Annotated in this window: 19 protein-coding genes and 1 pseudogene; 7 read left to right on the top strand and 13 right to left on the bottom strand. The window is 67.8% G+C overall.

Annotated elements, in window-relative coordinates; all coding sequences use genetic code 11:
- The first annotated feature begins 8 nt into the window (after window positions 1-8).
- The 3 genes from ATL45_RS14230 to ATL45_RS14220 all read left to right on the top strand — a co-directional run bounded on the left by ATL45_RS14230 (window position 9) and on the right by ATL45_RS14220 (window position 2,853).
- Window positions 9-302, top strand: a complete 294-nt coding sequence (locus ATL45_RS14230; RefSeq protein WP_211841226.1) for a helix-turn-helix domain-containing protein — start codon at window positions 9-11, stop codon at window positions 300-302.
- Window positions 303-588: 286 nt separating this feature from the next.
- Entirely contained in the window at window positions 589-1,041 is a 453-nt protein-coding gene (locus ATL45_RS14225; RefSeq protein WP_093151228.1) for a phosphotransferase, read from the top strand.
- Window positions 1,042-1,611: 570 nt separating this feature from the next.
- Window positions 1,612-2,853: a zinc-ribbon domain-containing protein gene (locus ATL45_RS14220; protein ID WP_211841225.1), complete on the top strand. Its 1,242-nt coding sequence runs from the start codon at window positions 1,612-1,614 to the stop codon at window positions 2,851-2,853.
- Here ATL45_RS14220 and ATL45_RS14215 read toward each other — a convergent pair.
- From ATL45_RS14215 to ATL45_RS14170, 10 genes and pseudogenes are all read right to left on the bottom strand, one after another.
- Window positions 2,825-5,452: a TniQ family protein gene (locus ATL45_RS14215; RefSeq protein WP_093151225.1), complete on the bottom strand. Its 2,628-nt coding sequence runs from the start codon at window positions 5,450-5,452 to the stop codon at window positions 2,825-2,827. The two genes, ATL45_RS14220 and ATL45_RS14215, sit on opposite strands and share 29 nt — an antisense overlap.
- Window positions 5,449-6,579 (bottom strand): ATP-binding protein, encoded by a 1,131-nt coding sequence (locus tag ATL45_RS14210; protein WP_093151221.1) that lies wholly within the window; start codon window positions 6,577-6,579, stop codon window positions 5,449-5,451. Before ATL45_RS14210 ends, ATL45_RS14215 begins: the two co-directional genes overlap by 4 nt.
- Window positions 6,576-8,723, bottom strand: coding sequence for a TnsB C-terminal domain-containing protein (locus tag ATL45_RS14205; RefSeq protein WP_093151218.1), 2,148 nt, complete (start codon window positions 8,721-8,723; stop codon window positions 6,576-6,578). The genes ATL45_RS14210 and ATL45_RS14205 overlap by 4 nt, the downstream gene beginning before the upstream one ends.
- A pseudogene (locus ATL45_RS14200) lies at window positions 8,720-9,328 on the bottom strand (TnsA-like heteromeric transposase endonuclease subunit); the annotation flags it as partial. The gene ATL45_RS14205 and the pseudogene ATL45_RS14200, both read right to left, overlap by 4 nt.
- 317 nt (window positions 9,329-9,645) lie before the next feature.
- Window positions 9,646-12,279: a replicative DNA helicase gene (gene dnaB / locus ATL45_RS14195; RefSeq protein ID WP_093151598.1), complete on the bottom strand. Its 2,634-nt coding sequence runs from the start codon at window positions 12,277-12,279 to the stop codon at window positions 9,646-9,648.
- Between the two features lie 422 nt (window positions 12,280-12,701).
- Window positions 12,702-13,154 (bottom strand): 50S ribosomal protein L9, encoded by a 453-nt coding sequence (gene rplI, locus ATL45_RS14190; RefSeq protein WP_093151215.1) that lies wholly within the window; start codon window positions 13,152-13,154, stop codon window positions 12,702-12,704.
- Window positions 13,155-13,173: 19 nt separating this feature from the next.
- Window positions 13,174-13,410: a 30S ribosomal protein S18 gene (gene rpsR, locus ATL45_RS14185; protein WP_093151213.1), complete on the bottom strand. Its 237-nt coding sequence runs from the start codon at window positions 13,408-13,410 to the stop codon at window positions 13,174-13,176.
- 45 nt (window positions 13,411-13,455) lie between these two features.
- Window positions 13,456-13,938, bottom strand: a complete 483-nt coding sequence (locus tag ATL45_RS14180) for a single-stranded DNA-binding protein (protein WP_093151210.1) — start codon at window positions 13,936-13,938, stop codon at window positions 13,456-13,458.
- A gap of 42 nt (window positions 13,939-13,980) precedes the next feature.
- Entirely contained in the window at window positions 13,981-14,337 is a 357-nt protein-coding gene (gene rpsF, locus ATL45_RS14175) for a 30S ribosomal protein S6 (RefSeq protein WP_235863400.1), read from the bottom strand.
- A gap of 193 nt (window positions 14,338-14,530) precedes the next feature.
- On the bottom strand, window positions 14,531-15,457 hold the full coding sequence (locus tag ATL45_RS14170) for a hypothetical protein (RefSeq protein ID WP_093151206.1): 927 nt from the start codon (window positions 15,455-15,457) through the stop codon (window positions 14,531-14,533).
- 166 nt (window positions 15,458-15,623) lie between these two features.
- Here ATL45_RS14170 and ATL45_RS14165 point away from each other — a divergent pair, with 166 nt between their 5' ends.
- Window positions 15,624-16,391 carry a deoxyribonuclease IV gene (locus ATL45_RS14165; protein ID WP_093151202.1) on the top strand — a complete coding sequence of 256 codons (768 nt, stop codon included), beginning with the start codon at window positions 15,624-15,626 and terminating at the stop codon, window positions 16,389-16,391.
- Window positions 16,392-16,515: 124 nt separating this feature from the next.
- Window positions 16,516-17,841: a glycosyltransferase family 87 protein gene (locus ATL45_RS14160; RefSeq protein ID WP_246025827.1), complete on the top strand. Its 1,326-nt coding sequence runs from the start codon at window positions 16,516-16,518 to the stop codon at window positions 17,839-17,841.
- On the opposite strand, the gene ATL45_RS14155 is transcribed toward ATL45_RS14160, so the two are convergent.
- On the bottom strand, window positions 17,747-18,925 hold the full coding sequence (locus tag ATL45_RS14155; protein ID WP_093151199.1) for a DUF418 domain-containing protein: 1,179 nt from the start codon (window positions 18,923-18,925) through the stop codon (window positions 17,747-17,749). The two genes, ATL45_RS14160 and ATL45_RS14155, sit on opposite strands and share 95 nt — an antisense overlap.
- A gap of 78 nt (window positions 18,926-19,003) precedes the next feature.
- On the opposite strand from ATL45_RS14155, the gene ATL45_RS14150 reads away from it, so the two are divergent.
- Window positions 19,004-19,729 (top strand): TetR/AcrR family transcriptional regulator, encoded by a 726-nt coding sequence (locus ATL45_RS14150; protein WP_093151196.1) that lies wholly within the window; start codon window positions 19,004-19,006, stop codon window positions 19,727-19,729.
- Here the strand turns inward: ATL45_RS14150 and ATL45_RS14145 are convergent.
- Window positions 19,720-20,682 carry a helix-turn-helix transcriptional regulator gene (locus ATL45_RS14145; RefSeq protein ID WP_093151192.1) on the bottom strand — a complete coding sequence of 321 codons (963 nt, stop codon included), beginning with the start codon at window positions 20,680-20,682 and terminating at the stop codon, window positions 19,720-19,722. The two genes, ATL45_RS14150 and ATL45_RS14145, sit on opposite strands and share 10 nt — an antisense overlap.
- A gap of 84 nt (window positions 20,683-20,766) precedes the next feature.
- Here ATL45_RS14145 and ATL45_RS14140 point away from each other — a divergent pair, with 84 nt between their 5' ends.
- Window positions 20,767-21,165 carry a DUF3224 domain-containing protein gene (locus ATL45_RS14140; RefSeq protein WP_093151593.1) on the top strand — a complete coding sequence of 133 codons (399 nt, stop codon included), beginning with the start codon at window positions 20,767-20,769 and terminating at the stop codon, window positions 21,163-21,165.
- 184 nt (window positions 21,166-21,349) lie between these two features.
- On the opposite strand, the gene ATL45_RS14135 is transcribed toward ATL45_RS14140, so the two are convergent.
- Entirely contained in the window at window positions 21,350-23,194 is a 1,845-nt protein-coding gene (locus ATL45_RS14135; protein WP_093151189.1) for an acyl-CoA dehydrogenase, read from the bottom strand.
- Between the last annotated feature and the right edge of the window lie 48 nt (window positions 23,195-23,242).

The following is a 23,242-nucleotide window of genomic DNA, read 5'->3' as shown; positions in this document are numbered from 1 at the left end:
TTATACCCGTGTCACGCAAGAGACTGGACCCCGCCGCACAACGCCGCGGGCAAATCCTGACCTCCCGCCTGACACAGGCCCGTCGCCTGTCTGGGCGTTCAGCTGAGTCCCTCGCGCGCAGTGCGGGAGTCTCCGTGGAAACCGTGCGCAGCATCGAGAAAGGGCGCACGGCCACGCCAGAATTCTTCACCGTCGCTGCCTTGGCCACTGAGTTGGGTCTCTCCCTCGACGAGCTCTATGCCTTCGTCCGCAGTGATCGTTCTGCAGAGTCCGGCCAGGCCAGTGCTGACGACGTCAGCTGACCTTTCCCCTCTCCGCGGGCTGTTGTTAGTCCCTTTCCCACCCCGCGGAGAAAGCTGGTAAGCGGACCACAACCAGGCAACCCCGTTCGGCAATTACTGGAGCGGCAAGGTAACCAACCCGGCGACGTGCCCAGCACCGTGTGTTGCGGCTCGCCCAAGCACGCTGCCGCTAAGAGAGCGGTCCGCAGTTCATGAGGTACCTGCTTCGAGCAGCCCCTCCCACTAGCCCCTGGTTGCCTGCCTTCCGCTTCGCGTCCGGCGGTCGAGCTTGGCCGAGCACGCATTCATGGCAACGGCGCTGCACACGATCACGACCTCACCGGTGTCGCCGCCGCGGATCGCCGTGGATCAGCGACGGTTCACCGAACAGATCACGAGCGTGTTCGGCCCGGTGGACACCACAATCACCGAGTGGGCACCGATTCACGGCGACATGGGGTTCGCGAACCTCACGATGCCGCCGTTGGTGATCCTGGACTGGGAAGACTTCGGGACCGGACCCGCGATGCTCGATTACGCCCGCGTATGGGCCGACTCTTTTGCCGCGCCTGCCATCGTCACCGAACAGTGTGAGGCCGCGTTCGCTCCGTACCTCGTTGGCTGGCAAGGGCTGTTGTGCCGCGCCTGCGCGGTGGCCGGGTTGCTGCGGTACCCCGCGACCGAACCGCTGTTGCAGGCCGCGGCACCCGTCACGGAAAAGATCGCCACCGAACTTCGTTCCTCCTCGAATCCGGGCTAGGCAAGCAACGTTTCGGCTAGCTTGGTTCGCAGGAACCGGCTGTGTGGGGTGGAGATGGCGAAATCCGCATCACAGGAGTGTTCGACACCTGGATGTACGAATCCGGCTGCGTTCAGGGCTACCAAGAATCCAGCCTGGTGTCTGCGCTGTATCGACGAGATCTTACGACGAGGCGGGCTGGCGCCGGCCAATGAGGCGTTCCCAGGCCCGAAGAAGTGGTGGCTGACAACATGTCTGAACTGCGAAGTTCAGGCTCACTACCGGCTCGTCTACGTCCTCGACAAGAACCGAATCGGTGAGAAGACGTGCCGAGCCTGCTACTGGACGGACGGGCAGTCGAGTCACCCGGGAGAGCCGTCGTCGAGTCCTGACCCTGCCCTGTTACGGAAGATCAGTGAGTACCGTTTCGAGTTCGTCTCCGGTGTCCGTGGCAGCACGTTCGTGTTCGTCGTGAAATGCACGGACTGCGGGAAGATCAGCGTGGAACGCACTGGTAACATCTCCTGGGGATGCACCTGTTCACGGAATACGCGCCCATCGCATCCAGGAAGCTCACGTTCCGAGCGCATCGTGCTGTTCGAGTCGGAGTTGTCAGCGTTGCAGTGGTGGGATCACGAGCGCAACGACGAGGCCACCTTCCGTACGGTCACAACGCGCGCCACTCGCAAGTGCTTCTGGAAGTGCCCGGAGTGCGGGCTGCGTTTCGCCGCCCAGGTCTACGAGATGGCTTCCCGCCCGTCTTGCCCTGACTGCAAAGCCAAACGCAGCAGGGAATGGCACGAGGAGTACGAAACCTGGAAAATCACCCCGGTCGCCGACGTGCCCGAGTTGTTGGCGGCGTGGGCCGACGACGATGATCCGCAGACTGTCATGGTTGCGGAAGGGTTTCCGCTGCGGCGGTTCCGCTGCCCTCAAGGGCATCATCCACGCATCAGTCCGCTGACCTTCTTGCACGGTGGATGCCCTCATTGCCGTGGTGCGGAGACTGCCGCTACGGGCAAGCAGTGGCTGGCTAACACGCTGCCGGAGATCGCTTCGCAGTGGCATCCGACGCGAAACGGCAAGCTCACGCCACATGACGTGGTGTGGAACTCCAAGCGGACCGTGTGGTGGAAGACGGACTGCTGCGGCTACGAGTGGCAGGAATCCGTCCGCGATCGGGACAAGTACCAGCGGCTTCGCTGCCCTGTCTGCCGGACCATCCTCGGTTCGCTCGCGTGGCGCGATCCGGGGTTGGCTGCGGAATGGAGCCCGACGAATCCCGTCAGCCCGTGGAAGGTTCGCCCGCACGAAGCGACGAACTTCGTGCCGGAGTGGGTGTGCTCGACCGACCCAGCGCACGTGTGGACGATGGCCCTGAGCTCGCGGTCGAATGGATCGGAGTGCCCAGAGTGCCGGCAGCACGGCAAGTCGCGGGTCGAGTTGGATCACCACGCGGTCGCCTCCGAGATCTTCGGGGCTGCTCGTTCCGGCGTACTGCTGCGTGACGATGCGTTCACGTCCCGAAAATCGTGGACGGCGGACATCTGCGTCGACCTCGGCGGGCTCACGCTGGTGATCGAGTACGACGGTGCTTATTGGCACGCGAGCGAGGCGAAGATGCTTGTCGATGAGTCCAAGAGCCGCGACCTACTCGCTGCAGGCTGCGCCGTGGTCAGGTTGCGCGAGGACGCGTTGCCGCGACTGGCGATCGATGATCCGCGCTACGAGGAGTTGAGGGTGTATTCGACAGCGCCACGCCCGCACGCTGTGATGGCCGAGATTAAGGAATGGGCGAATGGAATCAACTCGCTGGCTCGCGATGACGCCTGACTGCGGCTACGACATCGCGTCCCAGCTGAGTCAGCCGCATAGGTCGCCCGCGTTCGGCTCGTTCCAGCAGAGATCCACCGAGGTCGTGTTCGAGTCGGTTGATCTGGGTGGTCAACGGAGATTGGCGTAGGCCGAGGGTTCGGGCTGCTTCGGTGATGGTGCGGTACGAGGAGGCGGCGGCGAACCGTTCCAGGCGTTCCCACGCGCCGTGGCCGACGAGGGCTGGTCGGAGGATCTCGGGAGCTGCTGCGGCTTCCTGTTGCGTGCGTCGGATTTGGTCGTGGCTGGCGCCGCCGCGGGAGCGGAGCGGGATGTCGTGGGTTTTGGCCCAGCGCGCCATGTTCGCGGTGCTCATCCCGGTTTCTTGCGCGAGGTCGGGCAGGGTGCGCCGGTGGTAGACGTACTGGTCGTAGAGCCAGTCCCGGCTGACCATGATCTTGGGTTCGGGTTGGGCCTCGCGCGGGGTGATGCCGTAGTCGTCCAGCAGAACCCGGATTACGCCGCGGCTGACGCCGAACTGGGCGGCGATCTCGCGTAGGCTCCGGCGTTGCTCGCAATAGAGCTCGACGAGGCGGTCTTTCGGCAGCGCGGTACGTGCTTCCAAGCTGCGCCCGCCGGTAGCGTGGACCTGCTTCTCCGTCCGCAGCTGCCGGGGCGCGGGATGCTTGCCGAGCAGGAAGCGCGCGACGTCCAGCGTCGTACCCAGTGACTCGGCGGCCTCGGCGAGCGAACGGCGATTCCCGCGAACCTGCTGGTGCAGCGCTTGAAGGTCGACCTGGCCGGGGTCGTGTCCGGGTAGTGTGAGGCCGCGGATCAGGTCGAGGGGCGGTTGCCACCCGACGGGTTCGTCGTGGATGTCGTGCCGGGTAAGGAACTCGAGCGCGAGTTCTTCCAAGCCAGCGGCGAGTTCTGGAGTGAGCTCGGTGGTGAAGCGCACGTACGCGGCTGGGTTTTCGGACGGGCACGGCGCAAACGACACGGGTGCCTGGTCCGGGCGGAGTCCGCTGGTCGTCTCGAACAGCAAGCGGCGCGCGAAGTGGAAGCGTCGACCGTGGTGGACGGGAGTGCCGGTATTGCGGCAGGTCTCGCGCCATCGATCCTCGGTGAGGATATTGTCGTAGATCAGGCGGCGCCGGCGGTGATAGTCGATCGGGACGTCGGCTTCGTCGAGGTAGTCCGAGAGCCGGGTCAGGGCGGTCAGGACGTGTGGCCAGTGACCGGTGGCGGTCAAGGTTTGCAGGACACGTGTGGCATCGAGCGCGTGGGCGCCGAGGAGGCGTGCGGCGTCAGGAAGGATGTGTTTCGTTCCGGCGAGCAGGAGCACCGTCGATAGGCCGGATCGCAGGGTGTGCAGGTAGAAGCCCTGGTCGGGTTGGAGTCGTAGCGCCCACTCGGTCCAGATCAACGACGGGACGCGGTGTTGCCGGGGCGGGGATCCTGCAACAGGTAACCGGTGGCACGGGGTGGCGGCGGCGATGCGGTGGCGCACCTGGTCGCTGGGTTTCAGCAGTGGCCCAAGACCGGAAATCTGGACGGCTTTCAGTCGGCTGCTGGTGCCTTTGCCCCAGTTTCCGATCGTGGTCGGACTGGCTGCGGCCCCTCGCTCACGTGTGGACTCCACTAGCCATCGGATCCGGTTGCCGGCGTCTTGGATCGTGTCGGCGTCGAGGATGGTGAACCCGGCAGTGGCCCCGAGAGCGGCAACGGCCGCGTGCGCTGGGGCCATGAATCCGGGCCGGTGCTGGGCATAGGCCGGGCGGTGGTGGCCGGAGTCGAGGTTCCGAGCCTGGTTGTAGACAGCCAGCAGATCCTTCGGGATGTCAGGGAGTATGTCTCGCTCGGTGTTGAGGATCCGTGCGGCGAGCGCCCGCAGATCCGAGAGCGCGCTGATCGCGGGTTGGGGTTCGTCCGCGTACACCCCGAAGGTGGCGATGCCGTCGGCAATGGCGGCGAGGATGGCGCGTTGCGCTCGCAGGAGCGGATGGTCTGCGGGGAATCGGGTGGTCGTGGTCTGGGTGAGGTCGCTGCCGCAGCGGGCGGCGTTGCGGCCTACTTCGTGGCTGCTGGCGGGTTGCACGCAGTGTCCGGGGGCGGTGAGGTCCTGCAGGAGCCGACGGCGGGGAACCCGGCCGCAGTCGGGGCAGGTGTCAGCGAGCAGCCGGTGGTGACGGGTGCAGGCGAACGACCAGCCGAGCCGCCAGGTCAACTGCCATCGCCCGCCGGTCTCGGCCAGGCAGTCTGGGCAGTAGCGAGATCCGCTCTTGCGGCCCCACAGCCGCCAGCGCTGTACCCGGCGGGTGGCGGTGTCGATGATCACGGCGTGGCCGTCGTAGTGGGCCAGGGTCATCGCTTCCAGCATGGCCGGGTCGGTTCCGGTAACCGTGGCGAGCATGGCGAGTTCGGCAGGCCGCAACAGCACCGTCCACTCGGTCGGAATGTGGAGGTGCGGTTTCGTCGGTTCGCGGCCGTCGACCGGCGCGATCTCCGGCAGCAGATCGCCCAGAGGCGTGTGCAGCCGGTAGGCCAGTGCCGCCAACCACGAATCCAGTGCTTCGCCGGGGACCGGCGCGACCCGCAGCGGCAGCGTGCGCATCGTCATCCGGCCTTGCTGCGGGGATGCGTGGCGATGCGGCGGGAACGCAGCGCGTTTTCCAGTTCCTGCCTGGCCTTTTCGGAGGCCGCGTCGTTCTTCACCCTGTCGAGGACGTCCTGGTCGAGGCGTTCGGCGCCGGAACGGACGGCGCGTTGGCAACCGCGGTTGATCAGGGTCATCAGCGAGCCGATGTGACCGGTGCTGCGGGCGAACAGATAGTCGGAGAGTTCGTCGGCGAGCATGCCGGGGTGGGTGTCGGCCAGCACGAGGCGTTGTTCGAGGGCCAGAAGCATCTGCCGCCATTGGCGACGTGCGGTCTCAGTGTCGATGGTGAACGGATTCATGTCCAGCGGAGTGGTGCGGCGCCCGGTCTGGGCGAGCACGGCATCGCTGTAGGAGTTGCCTTCGGAGAACAGGCCATGTTCGGCGAGGCCGACGCCGACGAACAGTAGGGTGACCGGGAACTCGTTGGCGATGTACTTGAAGTGGTTGCTGATCTCGACCCCGGTTTTCGCGCGCCACCGTAGGAAGTGCAGGTCGTCGATGACCAGGAGCCGGACGTGGCAGGAAAGCATCGCATCCAGGGCGCGATGGGCGAACTGGGTCGCGGTGCCTCGGTGACTGCCCGGGTGGGCGAAGAATTCCAGCATCGCCCGGTTGAAGTCCTTCATGCCCGTATTACCCGTCAGCCCGACCCGGCAGACCGGCCAGCGTTCGTGCCCGTCCGGCGTCAGCTCGCCTTCCTCGGCGATCTCGCGGAGGTGGAACTGTTTCGCGAACGCCAGCACCGCCGTGGTTTTGCCCAGGCCGGGGAACGCGTCGATCGCAATCGCGCCCTTGGCCTTGTCGCCGTCCTGCAGGTTGCTGTCGAGGATGTCCCACAGGTCCTCGTGTAACTCGGCCAGTTGCGGCGTTTTCAGCGGTCCGAGGTTGGCGTGCCACACGCGGCGCTGTTTGTCGTAGGCCGCTCGTGCCTCTTTGGGCAGGTCTCGGATCTGCTTGCGCGTCAACGCGTCCGGCCGCGGTCGGGCGGGGGTGTGGACGAAGCGGTGCCAGCCTTCTTTGCGGGCCAGCGTGAGGTTGTCCAGTCCGGGCAGGCTCGTTGTCGCCGTCTCCGCGTCTGCCGAGGTCACACGTCCTCCAGCGCGTCGGCGTAGAAGTCGTCGTCGAGTTCGTCGTCGGTGTCGTCGTCACCCATCTCCGGTTCCGGAGCCTCGACGGTGTCCTCGTCCGACGTGGGTTCGGTGGACTGCAGGACTCGCGCGACGGAGGGCAGCGTCGACACTGCTGCAGTGTCGGTCTGCCCGGGTAGGTCGACGGCGGCTTGCTCACGGGAAAGTCTCAACGCCAGGCGTCGTTCGGCGACTGGGCGATCGAGGTTGAGATTCCAGCGTTCCAGCAGGTCCGCGATGGCGATCTTGTCGTCGGGGTAGGTGTATTTCTCCGCCGCGAGCTGACGAGCGAACCGCAGCGCCTCGTCGCTGAGTGGCATGTCCAGGGCGGGGGCGTGTTCCCACCACAGGGTGTTCCACGTGCGGGTTTCGGGGTCGCGGAAGTAGATGCGGGTGATGTCATCCGGGTCGACCTGGATCGGCCACTTCCCGCGAATCCCCTGCCCGGTGTGGTCGCTGGCGAGGTTGCGGTAGGGGTTGAGGGCGTCGCCGTTGTAGCGGAGGCCGTTGAGTTCGACCCCGTAGTGCTGGATCGTGCGCCATTCGGTCTTGAGGAACTCGTAGGCCAGATCCGGGTCACGGGGTGCTTCGATGTAGCCGGCACGGGCGATGCCATGCTCGAACATCATCGCCGGTGACAGCGGCAGTTTCGGTAGGTGTGGTTCGACCAGGCCGCCATGCGGTCGATGGTGGTAGACCACGGCGATCCACTCGCGGACGATCGCTTCGAGCTCGTCGAGGAAGAAGAACGCCTCCGACTCCGGGGCCAGACCACGGGAATGCACATCCGGCCCCTTGTAGCCGGGAAGGGCCTGGAGCAGGTCTTCCCGCAGCGAGCGGAAGAACCGCTCCACGGGGCCTTTGTCCCGGCCGGTACGCAGGCGGGCTGGTTGAATCGAGATGCTCATCCGTCGGCAGACGCTGGTCACGTGGTCGGAGACATACACCTTGCCGTGATCGACCATGATCGTCTCCGGCACCACCGCCGGAGACACCGCCCCATCACCGCGGTTCTCCTCCGCCGTATCGACGGCCGCGGTGTCGACGAGGACGCTGCGGGGAATGCCATGTTCGGGCCAGACCGCGTGTTTCGGCCAGTCCGGTGCGGCTGGACGTGGGCGGTAGCACTGGTAGAGCACCGAGGATACGTCGACGGATTTCGTCGAGACCGGCGTGATCCGCAGACCGGTGATGCAGCGGGTGTACCAGTCCATCGCGGCCGTCAGCTCGGCCTGGACCCACCGCAGCGTGATCGGGTCCATCGCGAACACGTCCAACCGCGTGGTGTCCATCAGCAGGTACTCGCCCGGCCGCGTCGGTCGCAGTTTCCCGTACACCGAGGCCGGGCGATCGGCGATGTCGCGGTTGCGTTTCGTGCTCAACCGGAACGTCGGATGCTTCTTCTCCAAGCGCTCCAGCACCCGAAACGCCGTCGCCCGCGACGGCAAAGCCACGACACCCTCGCCGAAGCGGGCCACCACTCGCGCGTTCGTCCGCTTGATCACCATTGACCGTGACGGTCGTGACTGCTCGGTGTGTTCCACCATGACCTCAAGCGCGGCGCTGACCCAGCGATCGTCCGTCTTCGTGGGTCCACGGTCGGTGGGCTTCTTCGGGGCCAGTCCTGCCTCACCGTGGCTGCGGAAGTCCGCCACCCACTGCTTGATCGTGCGCAGGCTACGGCCGAGCTCGGCGGCTTTCGCCTCGTATCGGCTGGTCAACGGCAGGCTTGGATCGAACTGCCCGCGCGGTTCGTCGTCTGCGGCGAGTTCGACGCTGCCTGATCGGTACCCGGTGAGGACTTCCCGGACATGCGCAGCACGATCCCGGACCTGTTTCCTCTCGACGTCGGTGAGACCAGCCAGAATGACACTCGCGATCTCGTCTGGTTCATCCGGTGCAGGGTCTGATCCGTCCGGGATCACACGAGCCCGATCGGACACCAGAAGCTCTCGGACGGGCGCTCGCGAAACCCGTGTTCCGGCTGGGTTTTTCAACACGACTTCGCTACCGGCGACGGTGGTCAGCATCTCGACCACTTCGACGACTTCGCCGTCGTAGACGAATCGTGTTCCGACTCCGACCCGGATAGAAGCGTTGCTCACCTCGGCCTCCTTAGCATCGTGTTGCGGTTCAGCGGCGAGGAGAGATCGAACTGGAGCTCCTGTTTCCACAGCAGGTGGAGCAGGGCCGCCTGTACTGCCCGTCGCGAGTACGTAGGCGCCACCGTCAAGGCGTACTTGAGCGGAGCATCGTGGATCTCAGCTACGCGTAGCTCCTCGAGCAGCTCGACATCGAAGATCCAGTCCCGGCGATATCCCGCCAGCAGACGCACGTTCTCCAACTCAGCCAGGGGCGGCTCGCTGCACACCTCGTACTGCCAGCCTCTCGACTCGATCACCTGTCTTGTCCAGGCGAAGGTGAACGCGTTCTGCGGCCTGGTGACCCGATGACGCGGCTTCACGTCGACGACAGCCGGGACGTCGTCGGTGAACAGCAGGTAGTCGGGTATGTGCTTGCGTTCCTGCCCAGCCACCAGGGCTTTCAGTAGAAACGGTTGAGCGACGATGCCCAGGACCGACGTATCGAAGTCCGCGAGAAGGAGCCGGGCCAACTCCAGCCGCGACTCGTATATGACGAAGTCCTTCTCGGTCGCCGCCCAGTACACGCCGGGGAAGTGCTTCTGGCCTTGGCGCCACCGGAAGGTTCGCCAAGGCGCGGCAGTCTACAGAGCGACGGCATCAACGTCGTCCCACGAAACGACAACCTCGCCCCGGCGCGTTGACGGCCGAAACGCGACAGACGCGTGCCGCAGCTTCAAGCGCCCTAACGGGAGCGTCTCTGGGCTCTCCTCGACCACATGATCGGCAGCCACACCAGATCATCGGCAGCCCGCAAGCCGCCCATGAGGATCAGCCCTGCACTCCACACAGATGGCCCAGTCTCACGCTGGCTGCACAAGTGCAGCCGAGGTGCAGTCGGTCGCGAGAAAGTGCAGCCGAAAATGAGACCCTACAAGTGCCGGGTCTACTCCTGGGCCATGTCGACGAAGCGGCTGTAGTGCAGCTGGTGCGCGACGGTGATCGTCGCCGTCGGGCCGGCTCGGTGCTTGGCCAGTATCAGGTCCGCCTCGCCCATGCGCGGGTCGTCGCGCTCGAACGCGTCCGGGCGGTGGATCAGGATCACCATGTCCGCGTCCTGCTCCAGGGAGCCGGACTCACGGAGGTCGGAGAGCTGCGGCTTCTTGTCCGTTCGCTGTTCCGGGCCTCGGTTGAGCTGGGAGATCGCGACCAGCGGGACTTCGAGCTCCTTGGCCAGCAGCTTGAGGTTTCGGGAGAACTCCGAGACCTCCTGCTGACGGGACTCGACGCGCTTGCCCGAGGTCATCAGCTGCATGTAGTCCACGACGATGAGCTGGATGTCGTGCCGCTGCTTGAGCCGTCGCGCCTTGGCGCGGATCTCCATCATGGTGAGGTTCGGCGAGTCGTCGATGAAGATCGGCGCCTCGCTGATCTCGCTCATCCGCCGCGCCAACCGCGTCCAGTCGTCATCGGTCATCCGGCCACCGCGCATGTCGCCGAGCCGGATCCGGGCCTCGGCGGAGAGCATGCGCATGACGATCTCGGTGCGCCCCATCTCCAGCGAGAAGATGACGGTCGCCAACCCGTGCTGCACCGAAGCAGCCCGGCAGAAGTCCAGCCCCAGGGTCGAGTTGTGCGTCGGGATCATCGACCGGCTCGCCAGGTACAGGTGATCCGCCGCGTCCACCTCGACGCACCGGACCGGCACGCTCGCCACCGGTCGCACGTCGGTGATGTACCGCGTGCCGACCATTCGCGGAGTGCGCGCGTTCCGCTCTTTGTGGACCAGCTGCTTGCGAGTCAGCCGGAAGACCTCGTCCTGGGTCGTGAAGGTGAGCGTGAACGCCGTGGACGAAGCTTCCGTCCGGCCGCGAACGCGCTTGGTCGTCAAGCTGCAGCGGTAACCGAGGCTGACGATCAGCTCGTACGTCTCCCGCGCGAGCCGTTCGCTGGTCACCGAGAACTGCACAGAACCGCTGGGGGCAACCGTGCCGTCCGTGTCGAGCAGGCCGGCGAGAAGGGCGCGGCGCTGTGTCTCGGAGCTGCGGAGGTACTCCGTCGGGATGTGCTTGTTCCCCAGCACACCCATGGTTCGCAACAACGCCTGGACCGTGCCGTGCTCGTTGCGGCATTCCTGGCATTGGCGCAACCCGCACGTCGGCTTCCCGCAGTCCGGACAACTCGGCTGAGGCACCGGGTCCGAGATGAAGCGCACCTTACCGCCGCAGCTCTGCCCACAAGTCCGAACTTGGCTGGTCTTCGGCACGAAAGCGGCCCCGCAGACCACGCAGTTCCGCTCCGCGATCGGCTCAGCCGCAGGGAACTGGATCCCGTAGTAGCGATCGCGCACTCGCGGGGCGTGGTAGCCCTCGGCCTCCACGTACATGGCGATCTCGGGATCATCACTCGTGAACGCAGCCACGGCCGAGGTGCCATCGCCGAGCCAGACGCCCAACACGTAGGGAGAGACGGGCAGCTCTCGCTCTGGGAGTTCGAGCGGCCGCGCAGCGTTCACCGAGTGGTTCAGCCGACGATCGGCCGTGTTGCAGCGCAGAGTCGCCGCGATCTCCTCCGTGGTGCGGACCTCGGCGAAGGTTCGCTGGTTGCGGGTCCGGTTGTGCCCGGCCGCAGCGGCCTGCGCCGACTTCCTCGATGCCCGGGTGTCCGTCAGCCACTGGTGCTGGGCGTCTGCGGTGATGATCGTGCCGTCGGAGAACTCGACTTCATAGCACGGGCGGTCGTGCATGACCTCGGTCGCCGCGACCACCTTCGTCGGTTTGCCGTCCGCGCCGATCAGGTGGTCACCGACGGCGACCTCACCCATGGTCGTCCAGCCGTCCGGGGTGGGCAGCGGTGTGTCGAGCGCCAATGCCTTACCGACACCGGGACGCGCCGCGACGATGATCATCTGGCCTGCGTGGAGGCCGTTGGTGAGGGCGTCGAGGTCGGCGAAGCCGGTGGGGATGCCCTGGGACTGGCCGCCTCGGGACGCGATCGCGTCGATCTCGTCCATCGTCGGCTGGAGGAGTTCTTCGAGGGCGTGGTAGTCCTCGCTCGCGCGGCGTTCCGTGACGTCGTAGATCGACGCCTGGGCGCGGTCCACGATCTCCTCGATCGCCGCGCCTTCGGAGCCGTGGTAGCCGAGCTGGACGATGCGGGTGCCCGCCTCCACCAGCCGGCGCAGGATCGCCTTCTCCGCGACGATCTCCGCGTAGTAGCCCGCGTTCGCCGCCGTGGGCACGGTGGCGATCAGCGTGTGCAGGTAGGGGGCGCCGCCGACCTTGAGCAGCTCCTGGCGGCGTTCCAGCTCGGCGGACACGGTGATCGCGTCCGCCGGTTCGCCGCGGCCGTAGAGGTCCAGGATGCAGTCGTAGATCGACTGGTGGGCCGGGCGGTAGAAGTCGTTGGGGCTGAGCGCCTCGACGACGTCGGCGATCGCGTCCTTGCTCAGCATCATGCCGCCGAGCACGGACTGCTCCGCGGCGAGGTCCTGCGGAGGCTGCCGTTCGAAGGTGCGAGCGGCACCGCTGCCGCCGCCTTCGTCATCGTCGAAGTAGGGGTCTTCGGGTTCCTCTGGCATCGCCACCTGACCCGGTCACCTCCTCCGGCGCCAAGACCATCGCGCGCGGTGGGCGCGTGGGCACGCGCGCGAAGCTAGATCGCCTGCTCGGAGCAGGCAAGTCAAGCTGTGGACAAAGCTCGGGACAACCTGTGGATAGATCGAATCGAGCTGGGGATAACTCGCAGCAGCCATCCGCACAGCTGGGGACAACTTGGGGACAACTCGCCAAAAGTGACAAGAATCCCCTGGTCAGAGGCTGTGCATAGGCTGTGGAAGAAATCCGAGGAAAAGTCCGGGCGTGTCGCGCTGATCGGCGTGTCGGGATCGGTGGAACTCCGTCGTCACCGTGACCGCCGGTGCGCGCGCCGGACGCAGCATCGTCCACCCTTCACCTGAAGGTCGGAGTGGACGATGCTGCGGGTTGAAGCGGTGTTACCGGGTCACTCGCCCTTGGTGACCTGGACGCTGACGTTGGCCGCCACGTCCGGGTGCAGCTGCACGTCGACGACGTGCTTGCCGAGCGACTTGATGTGACCGCGCAGGCTGACCGAACGCTTGTCCAGGTTCGGGCCGCCCGCCTTGCGGACAGCGGCGACGACGTCGCCGGTGGTGATCGAGCCGAACAGCTTGCCCTGCGGCGAGACCTTGGCGGTCAGCGTGACGCCGCCCAGGTTCTGCAGCTGCTGCTTCAGCTCGTGCGCGTGCTCCAGGTTCCGCACGCGGCGGTTCTCCTGGACGCGGCGGATCGTCTCGATCTGCTTCTGCGCACCCTTGGTGGCCACGATGGCCAGGCCCTTGGGCAGCAGGTAGTTGCGCGCGTAGCCGTCCTTGACCTCGACGATGTCGCCGGACTCGCCGAGGTTGGAGACGTCAGCGGTGAGGATGATCTTCACGACGTGGCTCCTTCCTTGGTCAGCGAGCGGTCGAGGTGTAGGGCAGCAGCGCCATCTCGCGGGCGTTCTTCACCGCGATGGCGACGTCGCGCTGGTGCTGGCTGCAGTTACCGGTCACGCGACGGGCACGGATCTTGCCGCGGTCGGAGATGTACTTCCGCAGCAGCGTCGTGTCCTTGTAGTCGATCTGCGCGGCCTTGTCCTTGCAGAACACGCAGACCTTCTTCTTCGGCTTGCGCACAGGCGCCTTGGCCATCGGTCTTCCTCCTGAACGAAAACTTCGAGAGCGTTGTCGCCGCGCTTAGAACGGCGGCTCGTCGCTGAACCCACCGCCGGAACCGGCAGGTGGTGCGGAACCCCACGGGTCGTCGGCCGGCGGGCCGGCCGGGCCGCCACCGCCGCTGAAGCCGCTGCCGCCACGGCTGACCTTGTTCACCTTGGCGGTCGCGTAGCGCAGGGACGGACCGATCTCGTCGACCTCGAGCTCGACGACGGTGCGCTTCTCGCCCTCCTTCGTCTCGAAGGAGCGCTGGCGCAGCCTGCCCTGCACGACCACCCGCATGCCGCGGGTCAGCGACTCGGCCACGTTCTCCGCTGCCTGCCGCCAGATGTTGCAGCGCAGGAAGAGGGCTTCGCCGTCCTTCCACTCGCCGCTCTGGCGGTCGAAGGTCCGGGGCGTGGACGCGACCGTGAAGTTCGCGACCGCGGCACCGGACGGGGTGAAGCGCAGCTCCGGATCGGCGGTCAGGTTGCCGACCACCGTGATTACCGTTTCACCAGCCATGACCTGGGGACTCCAGTCTGGTCGTTAGCGATTCGGGCCGGATCAGGCGCTGGCCTGAGCAGCGGCGGCACGGGCCTTGGCGGCACGCGCGGCCTTGCGGGGCTCGACGACCTTGCGCAGGACCTTGGTCCGCAGGATCGACTCGTTGAGGTTCAGCTGCCGGTCCAGTTCCTTGATGGTGGCCGGCTCGCTGTTGAGGTCCAGGACGACGTAGATGCCCTCGGCGTTCTTCTCGATCTCGTAGGACAGCCGACGGCGGCCCCAGACATCGACCTTCTCGACGGTGCCACCGTCGTTGCGGACGACGTTGAGGAAGTTCTCCAAGGACGGAGCGACGGTGCGCTCGTCCAGGCTCGGGTCCAGGATGACCATGAGCTCGTAATGACGCATGAAGACCATTCACCTCCTGTGGGCTCACGGCCATGGGCTCTCCATGGCAGGAGGGTCGTTCGCGTCGACGAACTGGACAAGGCTAGCAAGGCCCGCCGACGGCCCGGCGGACGGGGCGACGCGCACCCGTCACACGCACGTGAGCGGTTCGGGGCGCTCTGGCACCCCGAACCGCTCACGGGTTCTGAACTGCGGAAACGTCCTACTGGCGGCGGAGGACCCAGCTCCGGACCAGCGCCGCGGTGGCGACGGCGAGGGCGATGGAGGCGAGGAGGACCGGGACCGCCACCCGCTCGGTGACCTCGGTGGGCAGGGCTTCGGCCTTGCCCGCGGCCAGCACCTCGTCCTGCTGCTCGCGCGCCTTCCGCTCCTCGGTCTGCTTGACCAGGTCACCGATGTTGGGCGTCATCCCGGGCGCCTGGCCGTAGTGGCCCTGCGCCCAGGTCAGCGACGAGCCGCGCAGCTCGGGCGGTAAGAGGCTCATCGCGGTCGGCGCTCCGCCCGGCTGCGGGACGAACGTCGTCGGGTCCGGCGGGAGCAGCGCGGGGCTGGGCTCCGGCGGCGCGGGCGTGCCGGGCGCGGGGGCCGGCGGCGGTGGCGGGGGCGGCTGCTGCGTGGGCGGCGGTGGCGGCGGCGGTTCCTCCTCGGGCGCTTCGGCGTTCACCGTCACCGCGTTGCCGATGCTGACGAGGTTGATGAAGTGCCAGCGCACCGCGTCGACCTTGTCCTCCGGCAGGCCGATCTCGGCGAGCCGGGGCGCGGCGGCCTCGGCGATCTTCTTGCCGGAGTAGAAGGTGCGGCCCTCGGGGGCGGTGCCGAGCGGGATCGGGCTCAGCGCGGCGAAGCGGTCGCCTGCTTCCTTGGCGCGGCTGAACGCCAGCGGCATGGCCAGCAGCACGGCTTCGCGGACCTTGAAGTCCAGCGTGCTCGGCTTGACGGTCACCTGCTGGCCGGGCACGGCCTTGACGATCGCCAGCGGGCTGTCGACGACCAGCGGGTCGACGGCCTGCGCGGTGCCGGCACCGAGGAAGGTGCTCGCGGTCAGCACGAGGCCGACGAGTCCGGCCGACAGGGCCCGGCCGCGGACCTGCGGGTTGATCAACGGGTTGGGTCGCCCCCGTGCTCCCATGGCTCGCCTCCCCAGGATGCGCGATTCGGTGATCACTCTCTCAAACGAGAACCTCTCAGATATGTACAACGGTTGAACACCGCCATTGGTGACGGTCCGGTCCGGTTTCCACCTCGTGGGATTCGGTGGGCGCGAGCGGTGTCGGGCGGCCGCCTAGACTCCGGGCATGCGTATCGGCGCCCACGTCCGAGATGACGACCCGCTGACCGCCGCCGCCGAGCGCGGTGCGGAGGTCGTGCAGTTCTTCCTGTCCGACCCGCAGGGCTGGAAGGCCCCGAAGCCGCACCCGCAGGCCGAGCAGTTGCGCGCCAGCGAGCTGGACGTGTTCATCCACGCGCCGTACGTGATCAACGTGGCGTCGTTGAACAACCGGATCCGGATCCCGTCGCGCAAGGCGGTCGGCCAGCAGGCGAAGGCGGCGGCCGAGGTCGGTGCGCGGGGGCTGATCGTGCACGGCGGGCACGTGACCAAGGACGACGAGCCGGCCGAGGGCGTGGCGAACTGGCGCAAGCTGTTCGAGCGGCAGGCCGCGGACGGCGGTTTCGACGTCCCGGTGCTGATCGAGAACACCGCGGGCGGGGCCAACGCGATGGCGCGGAAGTTCGACGCGCTGGCGCGGTTGTGGGACGCCGTCGGCGAGTTCGGCGCCGGGTTCTGCCTGGACACCTGCCACGCGCACGCGGCGGGCGAGGAGCTGCTGAACATCGTCGATCGGGTGAAGGCGATCACCGGGCGGATCGATCTGGTGCACCTGAACGACTCGCGGGACGAGTTCGACTCCTCGCGGGACCGGCACGCCAACATCGGCGCGGGCACCATCGACCCGGATCTGCTGGTGGCGGTCTGCGCGAGCGCGGGTGCGCCGGTGGTGGTGGAGACCCCGGACGAGGGCCAGGCCGACGACATCGCCTTCCTGCGCGGCAAGGTGCAGTGATTTTTCGGGGTGAAGGGCACCTCTGGGCGGCTTGCTCGCTGAGAGGTGCCCTTCACCCCGGTATCGATCGGGTGGAGGGATCGGCATCAGCAGGACGGCTCGCGGCCTGACGATCTCCGGCTTGGTGGCGCTGTGCGTGCTGACGGCGCTGTCGCTGGCCCTGGGTTATGCGAACAAGGCGCGGTGCACGGGCCCGGAGTTCGACGAGTGGGGCCGGTCGGGGCCTGCGTACCAGGAGCGGGCTTACGGCGACGTCTGCTACTCCGACATCCAGAACCTGTGGGTCGGCCGGGACATCGACCGGCACGTGTTCCCGTACGTGCACGGCGGGATCGAGCCGGACGGTTCGCTCTACGGCGGGGTGGTCGAGTACCCGGTGCTGTCCGGGTTGCTGATGTGGGCGGGGGCGTTCTTCGTCGACACCGATGCCGGTTTCCTGGCGGCGTCGGCGTTGCTGATGGCTCCGTTCGGGCTCGCGACCGCGTGGTGGCTGGGCCGGTTGAGCGGGTGGCGCGCGCTGTTGTGGGCGTTGTCCCCGCCGTTGGTGCTTTATGCGTTCCACAACTGGGACCTGCCGGTCGTGGCGTGCGCGGTCGCGGCGGTGTTCGTGGTGCACCGGTGGACGTCGGCGCCGTTGCGGCGTCGCGCGACGGTGGCCGCGGTGGTGCTGGGTCTCGGGTTCGCGCTGAAGATCTACCCGGCGTTGTTCGTGCTGCCGTTGGCGCTGTACGTGCTGACCAGCGGCCGGGAGCGCTTGGACGTGCGCGGGGCGTTGCAGGTCGTGGGGGCTTCGGTGGCCACCGCGGTGCTGGTGAACCTGCCGTTCGTGATCGCCGGGTTCGGCGGGTGGGCGGCGTCGTTCGAGTTCCAGTCGCGGCGGCAGGTGGACCTCAGCACGAATTCGATCTGGTACTGGGGTTTCCGGCACTGGACGGATTCGGCGGACTTCCAGTCGGCGATGGGCGTGGTCTCGCCGCTGCTGATGCTGCTGTCGTTCGCGGTCGCCTGCGCGGTGGGCTGGTTGCGGTACGAGCGGTCCGGGACGTATCCGTGGGTGCCGGTGTCGGCGGCGATGCTGTGCGGGTTCCTGCTGCTGCACAAGGTGCATTCGCCGCAGTACACGTTGTGGTTGCTGCCGTTCTTCGTGCTGGTGCGGGTGCGCTGGGGCTGGATCGCGGCGTACCTGGTGGCCGACGTGGCGATGGGGATCAGCATCTTCCGCTGGCTGTACCTGAACATGATGGGCGAGGCCAGCGGCATCCACGACGGTTTCACCGCGCAGGCGTTGATGATCGGGGTGTGGGGCCGGGCCGCGCTGCTGGTCGGGCTGTTCGTCGCGTTCCTGGCCGCCCGGTCTACTGTGGACGACGATAGACCAGTCGGCGGAGGGCGGTCTCTGCCGGACCGCGAATCCCGCGGCGTTCCAGCCAGTGCGCCGCGGCAACCGTGACCAGCCAGGCGCCGACGGCGTAGGCGGCCATCGTGGCGCTGGTCAGGTGCGCGCCGAGGCCGAGCCCCCAGGCCGCCAGTACGGGTCCGAGCAGCAGTGAGTGCGTCAGGTAGCTGGACAGCGAGCGCTTGCCGACGGCGCTGATCGCCACCACGGCCTTGGGTGAGATCCGGCTGGCCAGCAGGCCGAAGAGCGCGACGTAGCCGATGCCGCCTGCGAGTCCGGTCGGCCACTGCATCCCCATCAGCGCGAGCTCGTTCACCGGTGGCAGCACGTCGATCCGGTCCAGCGCGGCGGGCAGGCTGCCGAGCCAACCGAGGGCGATGCCGGTGATCGCGATGCGGCGAAGCAGCGGCAGGTGCCGGTGCGGTTCTTCGAGGATGCGCCGCCGGGCGGCCCAGATCCCGAGCAGCATGGCCACCGGGGCGGTGATCCCGAAGGTGTTCAGGAGGACCAGCACGGTCCACATGGCGAGTCGCATGACCGCTGCGAGGAGGTAGTTCTCCTCGCCTGTTCCGCTTATCGCGGCAGACGACGGGGCGGACTCAGCGGGCGCGCCCGAAGTGCTGATCGCGAGGACGACTCCGCTGATCAGCAGCAGTGCGAGCAGGGTCGTTCCGACCGCGCTCCAGGTGAGCAGGGTCTTGTCGGTGCGGCGGAGGAACAGCCAGCCGAGGAAGAAGCTGATCACGCCGTAGGAGCCGAGCACGTCGGAGGGCAGCAGGAGCGCGGCGTGCGCGAAGCCGAAGACGAGCAGCCAGCCGCTGCGGCGGCGCAGCAGCGCGGTGGCGTCGCGCTCGCTCGCGCCTGCGGCGATCTGGCGGCGGTACAGCTGCGTCATGCCGTAGCCGAAGAGGAACGCGAACAGCGGGTAGACCCGCACGTCGAGGACCAGGATCTGCAGGAACTGCACGGCGCTGTCGGCCGGGCCGGTGGGCGCCGGGTACTGGCCGTCGTAGTCGGCGCTCCACAGGAAGAACGCCGCGTTGGACAGCACGATGAGCAGCAGCATCAGGCCGCGGGCGAGGTCGGGGGCTAAGGCGCGTTCGGCGGTCGTCACGGGACCGCGGGTGCTGGTCGGCATCGGTCTCCCCAGGGATTCAACTCCGACCGATGTTCGGAGTTATCCGAACGGTATTCGGAGTTATAGGCTGGGCGCAACATGCCCAGTGAAGAAACCGAGCCGGATCCGTCCCGCACCCTCGCGCTGCTGTGGGGCGTCCGGGACCGCCCGAAGCGCGGCCCGCGCCCCGGCCTGGACGTGGACCGCATCGTGCAGGCCGCGATCGACCTCGCCGACCGGGAAGGCGTCGCCGCGCTGACGATGCGCCGCGTCGCGGCGGAGCTCGGGGTGGGCACCGCGTCGCTCTACACCTACGTGCCGGGGCGGCCCGACCTGATCGCGATGATGCTCGACCAGGTGATCGGCCGCACCAGCCTGCCGCACGAGCTGCCCGGCGACTGGCGCGCGAAGTTCGAGGCGTGGGCCACCGAGGACTGGGCGATGTTCCACCGGCACCCGTGGGTGCCCGCGGTCGCCTCCGAGCCGGTGCTGCCGGGGCCGAACGCGTTCGCCTGGTACGACTCGACGCTGCGGGTGCTGGCCGGCACCGGGTTGTCGGAGCAGGAGAAGGTCGCGGTCATCGAGACGCTGGACAACTACGTCCGGGGCACCGCGTCGAACAAGCAGGACCGGCACAAGGATTCCTCCTGGCTGGCCAAGCGGGACCAAGCCCTGGAGCGGCTGGTGGACTTCGACGCCTACCCGCACCTCGCGCACGCGCTGACCTCCGGCGGGAATCCCGCCGCGTCGGAGACGTTCGAGCTGGGCCTGCAGCGCGTCCTCGACGGCATCGCGGTGCTGATCGAGGCCCGCGCTCAGGCGTAGCGGGCCGCGAGGGCCGCGACGGTTTCCGCGACGGCAGCGCGGAGCTCGTGCGGTGCGAGCACTTCGGCTTCCGCGCCGAGGCGGAGCACGTCGTGGACGGCGACGCTGGTCCTCTCGACCGGCAGGTCGACCTCCACCCAGCCGCGCTCGTCCGGCGGGCCGGATTCGGCCAGCGCTCGAGTGCCCTTCGCGCCGAACTGCGCGGGCAGGAGGCGTTGTGCGACCGGGGAGATCCGCAGCCTGGCGGTTCCGCGCACCATCGACGCCTCCATCCGGCGGGCGGATTCCGCCCAGCTCGCGGCGAGGTCGAAACCCGTTGGACGGTCGAACGTCCCGGGCCCGATCCGCACGTCGAGGAAGCGCGCGATGCGGTAGGTGCGGACGGCTTCACCGGCGCGGGCCACCAGGTACCAGATGCCGCCCTTCAGCACGATGCCCAGCGGGTGGAGCTCGCGGTGCACCTCGCCGTTCCAGCGGCGGTAGTGCGCGTGCAGCACGCGTTGTTCCCAGACCGCGCGGGCGATCTCGGACAGGTGCGGCACTTCGTCGGCGTCCCGGAACCACCCCGGCGCGTCGAGGTGGAAGCGGTCCTGGATGCGGCGGGCCCGCTCGGCCAGCTCGGCGGGCAGCGCGGCCTGCACCTTCAGCTGCGCGGTGGCCAGCACCGCGCCGAGTCCGAGGTCCTGGGCCGGGCCGGGCGCGCCGGACAGGAACAGGGAGCCGGCTTCGGCATCGGTGAGCCCGGTGAGGCGGGTGCGGTAGCCGTCCAGCAGGCGGTAGCCGCCGTCGGGACCGCGGTCGGCGCAGACCGGCACGCCCGCCGCGCCGAGGGCTTCGACGTCGCGGTAGACCGTCCGGACCGACACCTCCAGCTCGGCGGCCAGCTCGGTCGCGGTCATCCGGCCGCGGTTCTGCAGCAGCAGGAGCAGGGACAGCAGGCGGTCGGCGCGCATGCCCGGAAATTCTGCCGCAGTACCTGACAGGAGATGTCAGGTACGCCGTCGATGCTGGTCGCAGCACTGATCGAAGGGAATTCCATGCAGACCACCGGCCACTTCACCGTCGCCCGCTGGGACGAGAGCACCATCGGCGCGGACGAGCACCCGAAGCTCGCGCACGCCTCCATCACCAACACCTTCACCGGCGGCATCGAGGCGCCCGAGGTCGCCTGCGAGTACACGCTCGTCTACAGCGGCGACCTGACCGGCGCGTTCACCGGGATCCAGCTGGTCTGCGGCATCCTGGACGGCCGCGCGGGCGCGTTCGCGCTCCAGGAGCGCGGCCACTTCGGCACCGACGGGAAGATCCGCAGCACCTTCGAGGTCGTCCCGGGCTCCGGCACCGGCGACCTGACCGGCCTCCGGGGCACCGGCGAGTACACCGCCGAGCACGGAGTCCCCGCGGTGCCCTTCACCTTCGACTACGAGCTGGGCTGAGACGCAGCGAGCCCTGTCATCGGCTCGCTTCATGGCAGGTGGAGGCCCGTGAGTACTTTGTGATGCTATAGCGCCACAAAGTACTCACGGGTCCTGACCAGGGGAAACGGAGCCCGGAGACGACCCCGGGCGCAGCTCCTGGGTGGAGGCTGCGCCCGGGGTCAGCGGGGGTTCACCGGATGGTTCAGAAGACGGACTCGTCGATCTCCATCAGGGAGTTGTCGGCCGCCTCGATGATCTTGCGGCGACCGGTCAGCTCCGGCAGCACGTTCTTGGCGAAGAACCGGGCCACCGCGACCTTGCCCTGGTAGAAGGGCTGGTCCTTGGCCGAGGCACCGGCGTCCAGCGCCGCCAGGGCGATCTCGGCCTGGCGCAGCAGCAGCCAGCCGATGAGCAGGTCGCCCATGCTCATCAGGAACGACACGGCGTGCTGGCCGACCTTGTAGATGTTCTTGACGTCCTCCTGCGAGGAGGTCAGGAACTCGATCATCGTGCCGAGCATGCCCTGGGCGTCCTGCAGCGCCCGGGCCACCAGCGCCCGCTCCTCCTTGAGGCGCTCGTCGGCGCCCTCGGCCTCCAGGGTCGCCTGGATCTCGGCGGCGACGTGGCCGAGCGCGGCACCGTTGTTGCGGACGATCTTCCGGAAGAAGAAGTCCTGCGCCTGGATCGCGGTGGTGCCCTCGTAGAGGCTGTCGATCTTGGAGTCGCGGATGTACTGCTCGATCGGGTAGTCCTGCAGGAAGCCGGAGCCGCCCAGCGTCTGCAGCGACAGGGTCAGCATCTCGTAGGCCCGCTCCGAGCCGACGCCCTTGACGATCGGCAGCAGCAGGTCGTTGACCTGCTCAGCGGTGCTGAAGTCGGTGCCCTCGTGCTGGCCCTGGAAGACCTGGTCCTGGAAGCCCGCGGCGTAGAGGTACACCGACCGCAGACCTTCCGCGTAGGCCTTCTGCAGCATCAGGATGCGCCGCACGTCGGGGTGGTTGGTGATGGTGACGCGCGGGGCGGTCTTGTCCGCGGCGCGGGTCAGGTCGGCGCCCTGCACGCGCTCCTTGGCGTAGTCCAGCGCGTTGAGGTAGCCGGTGGACAGGGTGCCGATGGCCTTGGTGCCGACCATCATCCGGGCGTACTCGATGACCTGGAACATCTGCGCGATGCCGTCGTGCACCTCGCCGAGCAGCCAGCCCTTGGCCGGGACGCCGTGCTGGCCGAAGGTCAGCTCGCAGGTGGCCGAGGCGTTCAGGCCCATCTTGTGCTCGACGTTGGTGACGTAGACGCCGTTGCGCTCGCCGGGCTCACCGGTGGTGCTGTCGAAGTGGAACTTGGGCACCAGGAACAGGCTGAGGCCCTTGGTGCCGGGCTTGGCCTCGATGCCGGGGCCCTCGGGGCGGGCCAGCACCAGGTGCATGATGTTCTCGGTCATGTCCTGGTCGGCGGAGGTGATGAACCGCTTGACACCGTCGAGGTGCCAGGAGCCGTCCTCCTGCTTGACCGCCTTGGTGCGGCCGGCGCCGACGTCGGAGCCCGCGTCGGGCTCGGTCAGCACCATGGTGGCGCCCCAGCCGCGCTCGATCATCAGCTCGGCCCAGCGGCGCTGCTCCTCGGTGCCGTTGCGCCACAGGATCGTCGCGAAGTTCGGGCCCGCCATGTACATGTACACGGCCGGGTTGGCGCCGAGGATGAGCTCGGCGGCCGACCAGATCACGCTCGGCGGGGTGCCGTAGCCGCCGAGCTCGTCCGGCAGGCTCAGCCGCCACCACTCGCCGTCCATGACCTGCTGGTAGGACTTCTTAAAGGCCTCGGGCAGGGTCACCGAGTGGGTGGCCGGGTCGAACTGGGCGGGGTTGCGGTCGCCCTCGACGAAGGACTCGGCCAGGGGCCCGGTGGCGAGCTCGTTGAGCTCGGTGAGCACGCCGCGCACGGTGTCCTCGTCGGACTGCTCGAAGGCGCCCTTGCCCAGCCGTTCCTGCACCTTGAACAGCTCGAACAGGTTGAACTCGAGGTCTCGTACGTTGCTCTTGTAGTGGCCCATGGAAAGGCTCCCTCTTGCACGCTGCTGCGGGTGGGCCCGGCTAGAGCC

Source organism: Saccharopolyspora antimicrobica, from assembly GCF_003635025.1.
GTDB lineage: Bacteria > Actinomycetota > Actinomycetes > Mycobacteriales > Pseudonocardiaceae > Saccharopolyspora > Saccharopolyspora antimicrobica.
This window is presented reverse-complemented; position numbering and strand designations above follow the sequence as displayed.

What these genes read in the sequence shown, in the direction of transcription:
- ATL45_RS14225 (WP_093151228.1), top strand. Translation starts at nt 589, where the DNA reads ATGGCAACGGCGCTGCACACGATCACGACCTCACCGGTGTCGCCGCCG.
- ATL45_RS14155 (WP_093151199.1), bottom strand. Translation starts at nt 18,925, where the DNA reads ATGCCGACCAGCACCCGCGGTCCCGTGACGACCGCCGAACGCGCCTTA.
- ATL45_RS14145 (WP_093151192.1), bottom strand. Translation starts at nt 20,682, where the DNA reads ATGCGCGCCGACCGCCTGCTGTCCCTGCTCCTGCTGCTGCAGAACCGC.
- rpsR (WP_093151213.1), bottom strand. Translation starts at nt 13,410, where the DNA reads ATGGCCAAGGCGCCTGTGCGCAAGCCGAAGAAGAAGGTCTGCGTGTTC.
- rpsF (WP_235863400.1), bottom strand. Translation starts at nt 14,337, where the DNA reads ATGGTCTTCATGCGTCATTACGAGCTCATGGTCATCCTGGACCCGAGC.
- ATL45_RS14140 (WP_093151593.1), top strand. Translation starts at nt 20,767, where the DNA reads ATGCAGACCACCGGCCACTTCACCGTCGCCCGCTGGGACGAGAGCACC.
- ATL45_RS14150 (WP_093151196.1), top strand. Translation starts at nt 19,004, where the DNA reads ATGCCCAGTGAAGAAACCGAGCCGGATCCGTCCCGCACCCTCGCGCTG.
- ATL45_RS14180 (WP_093151210.1), bottom strand. Translation starts at nt 13,938, where the DNA reads ATGGCTGGTGAAACGGTAATCACGGTGGTCGGCAACCTGACCGCCGAT.
- ATL45_RS14215 (WP_093151225.1), bottom strand. Translation starts at nt 5,452, where the DNA reads ATGACGATGCGCACGCTGCCGCTGCGGGTCGCGCCGGTCCCCGGCGAA.
- ATL45_RS14135 (WP_093151189.1), bottom strand. Translation starts at nt 23,194, where the DNA reads ATGGGCCACTACAAGAGCAACGTACGAGACCTCGAGTTCAACCTGTTC.
- ATL45_RS14165 (WP_093151202.1), top strand. Translation starts at nt 15,624, where the DNA reads ATGCGTATCGGCGCCCACGTCCGAGATGACGACCCGCTGACCGCCGCC.
- dnaB (WP_093151598.1), bottom strand. Translation starts at nt 12,279, where the DNA reads ATGCCAGAGGAACCCGAAGACCCCTACTTCGACGATGACGAAGGCGGC.
- ATL45_RS14170 (WP_093151206.1), bottom strand. Translation starts at nt 15,457, where the DNA reads ATGGGAGCACGGGGGCGACCCAACCCGTTGATCAACCCGCAGGTCCGC.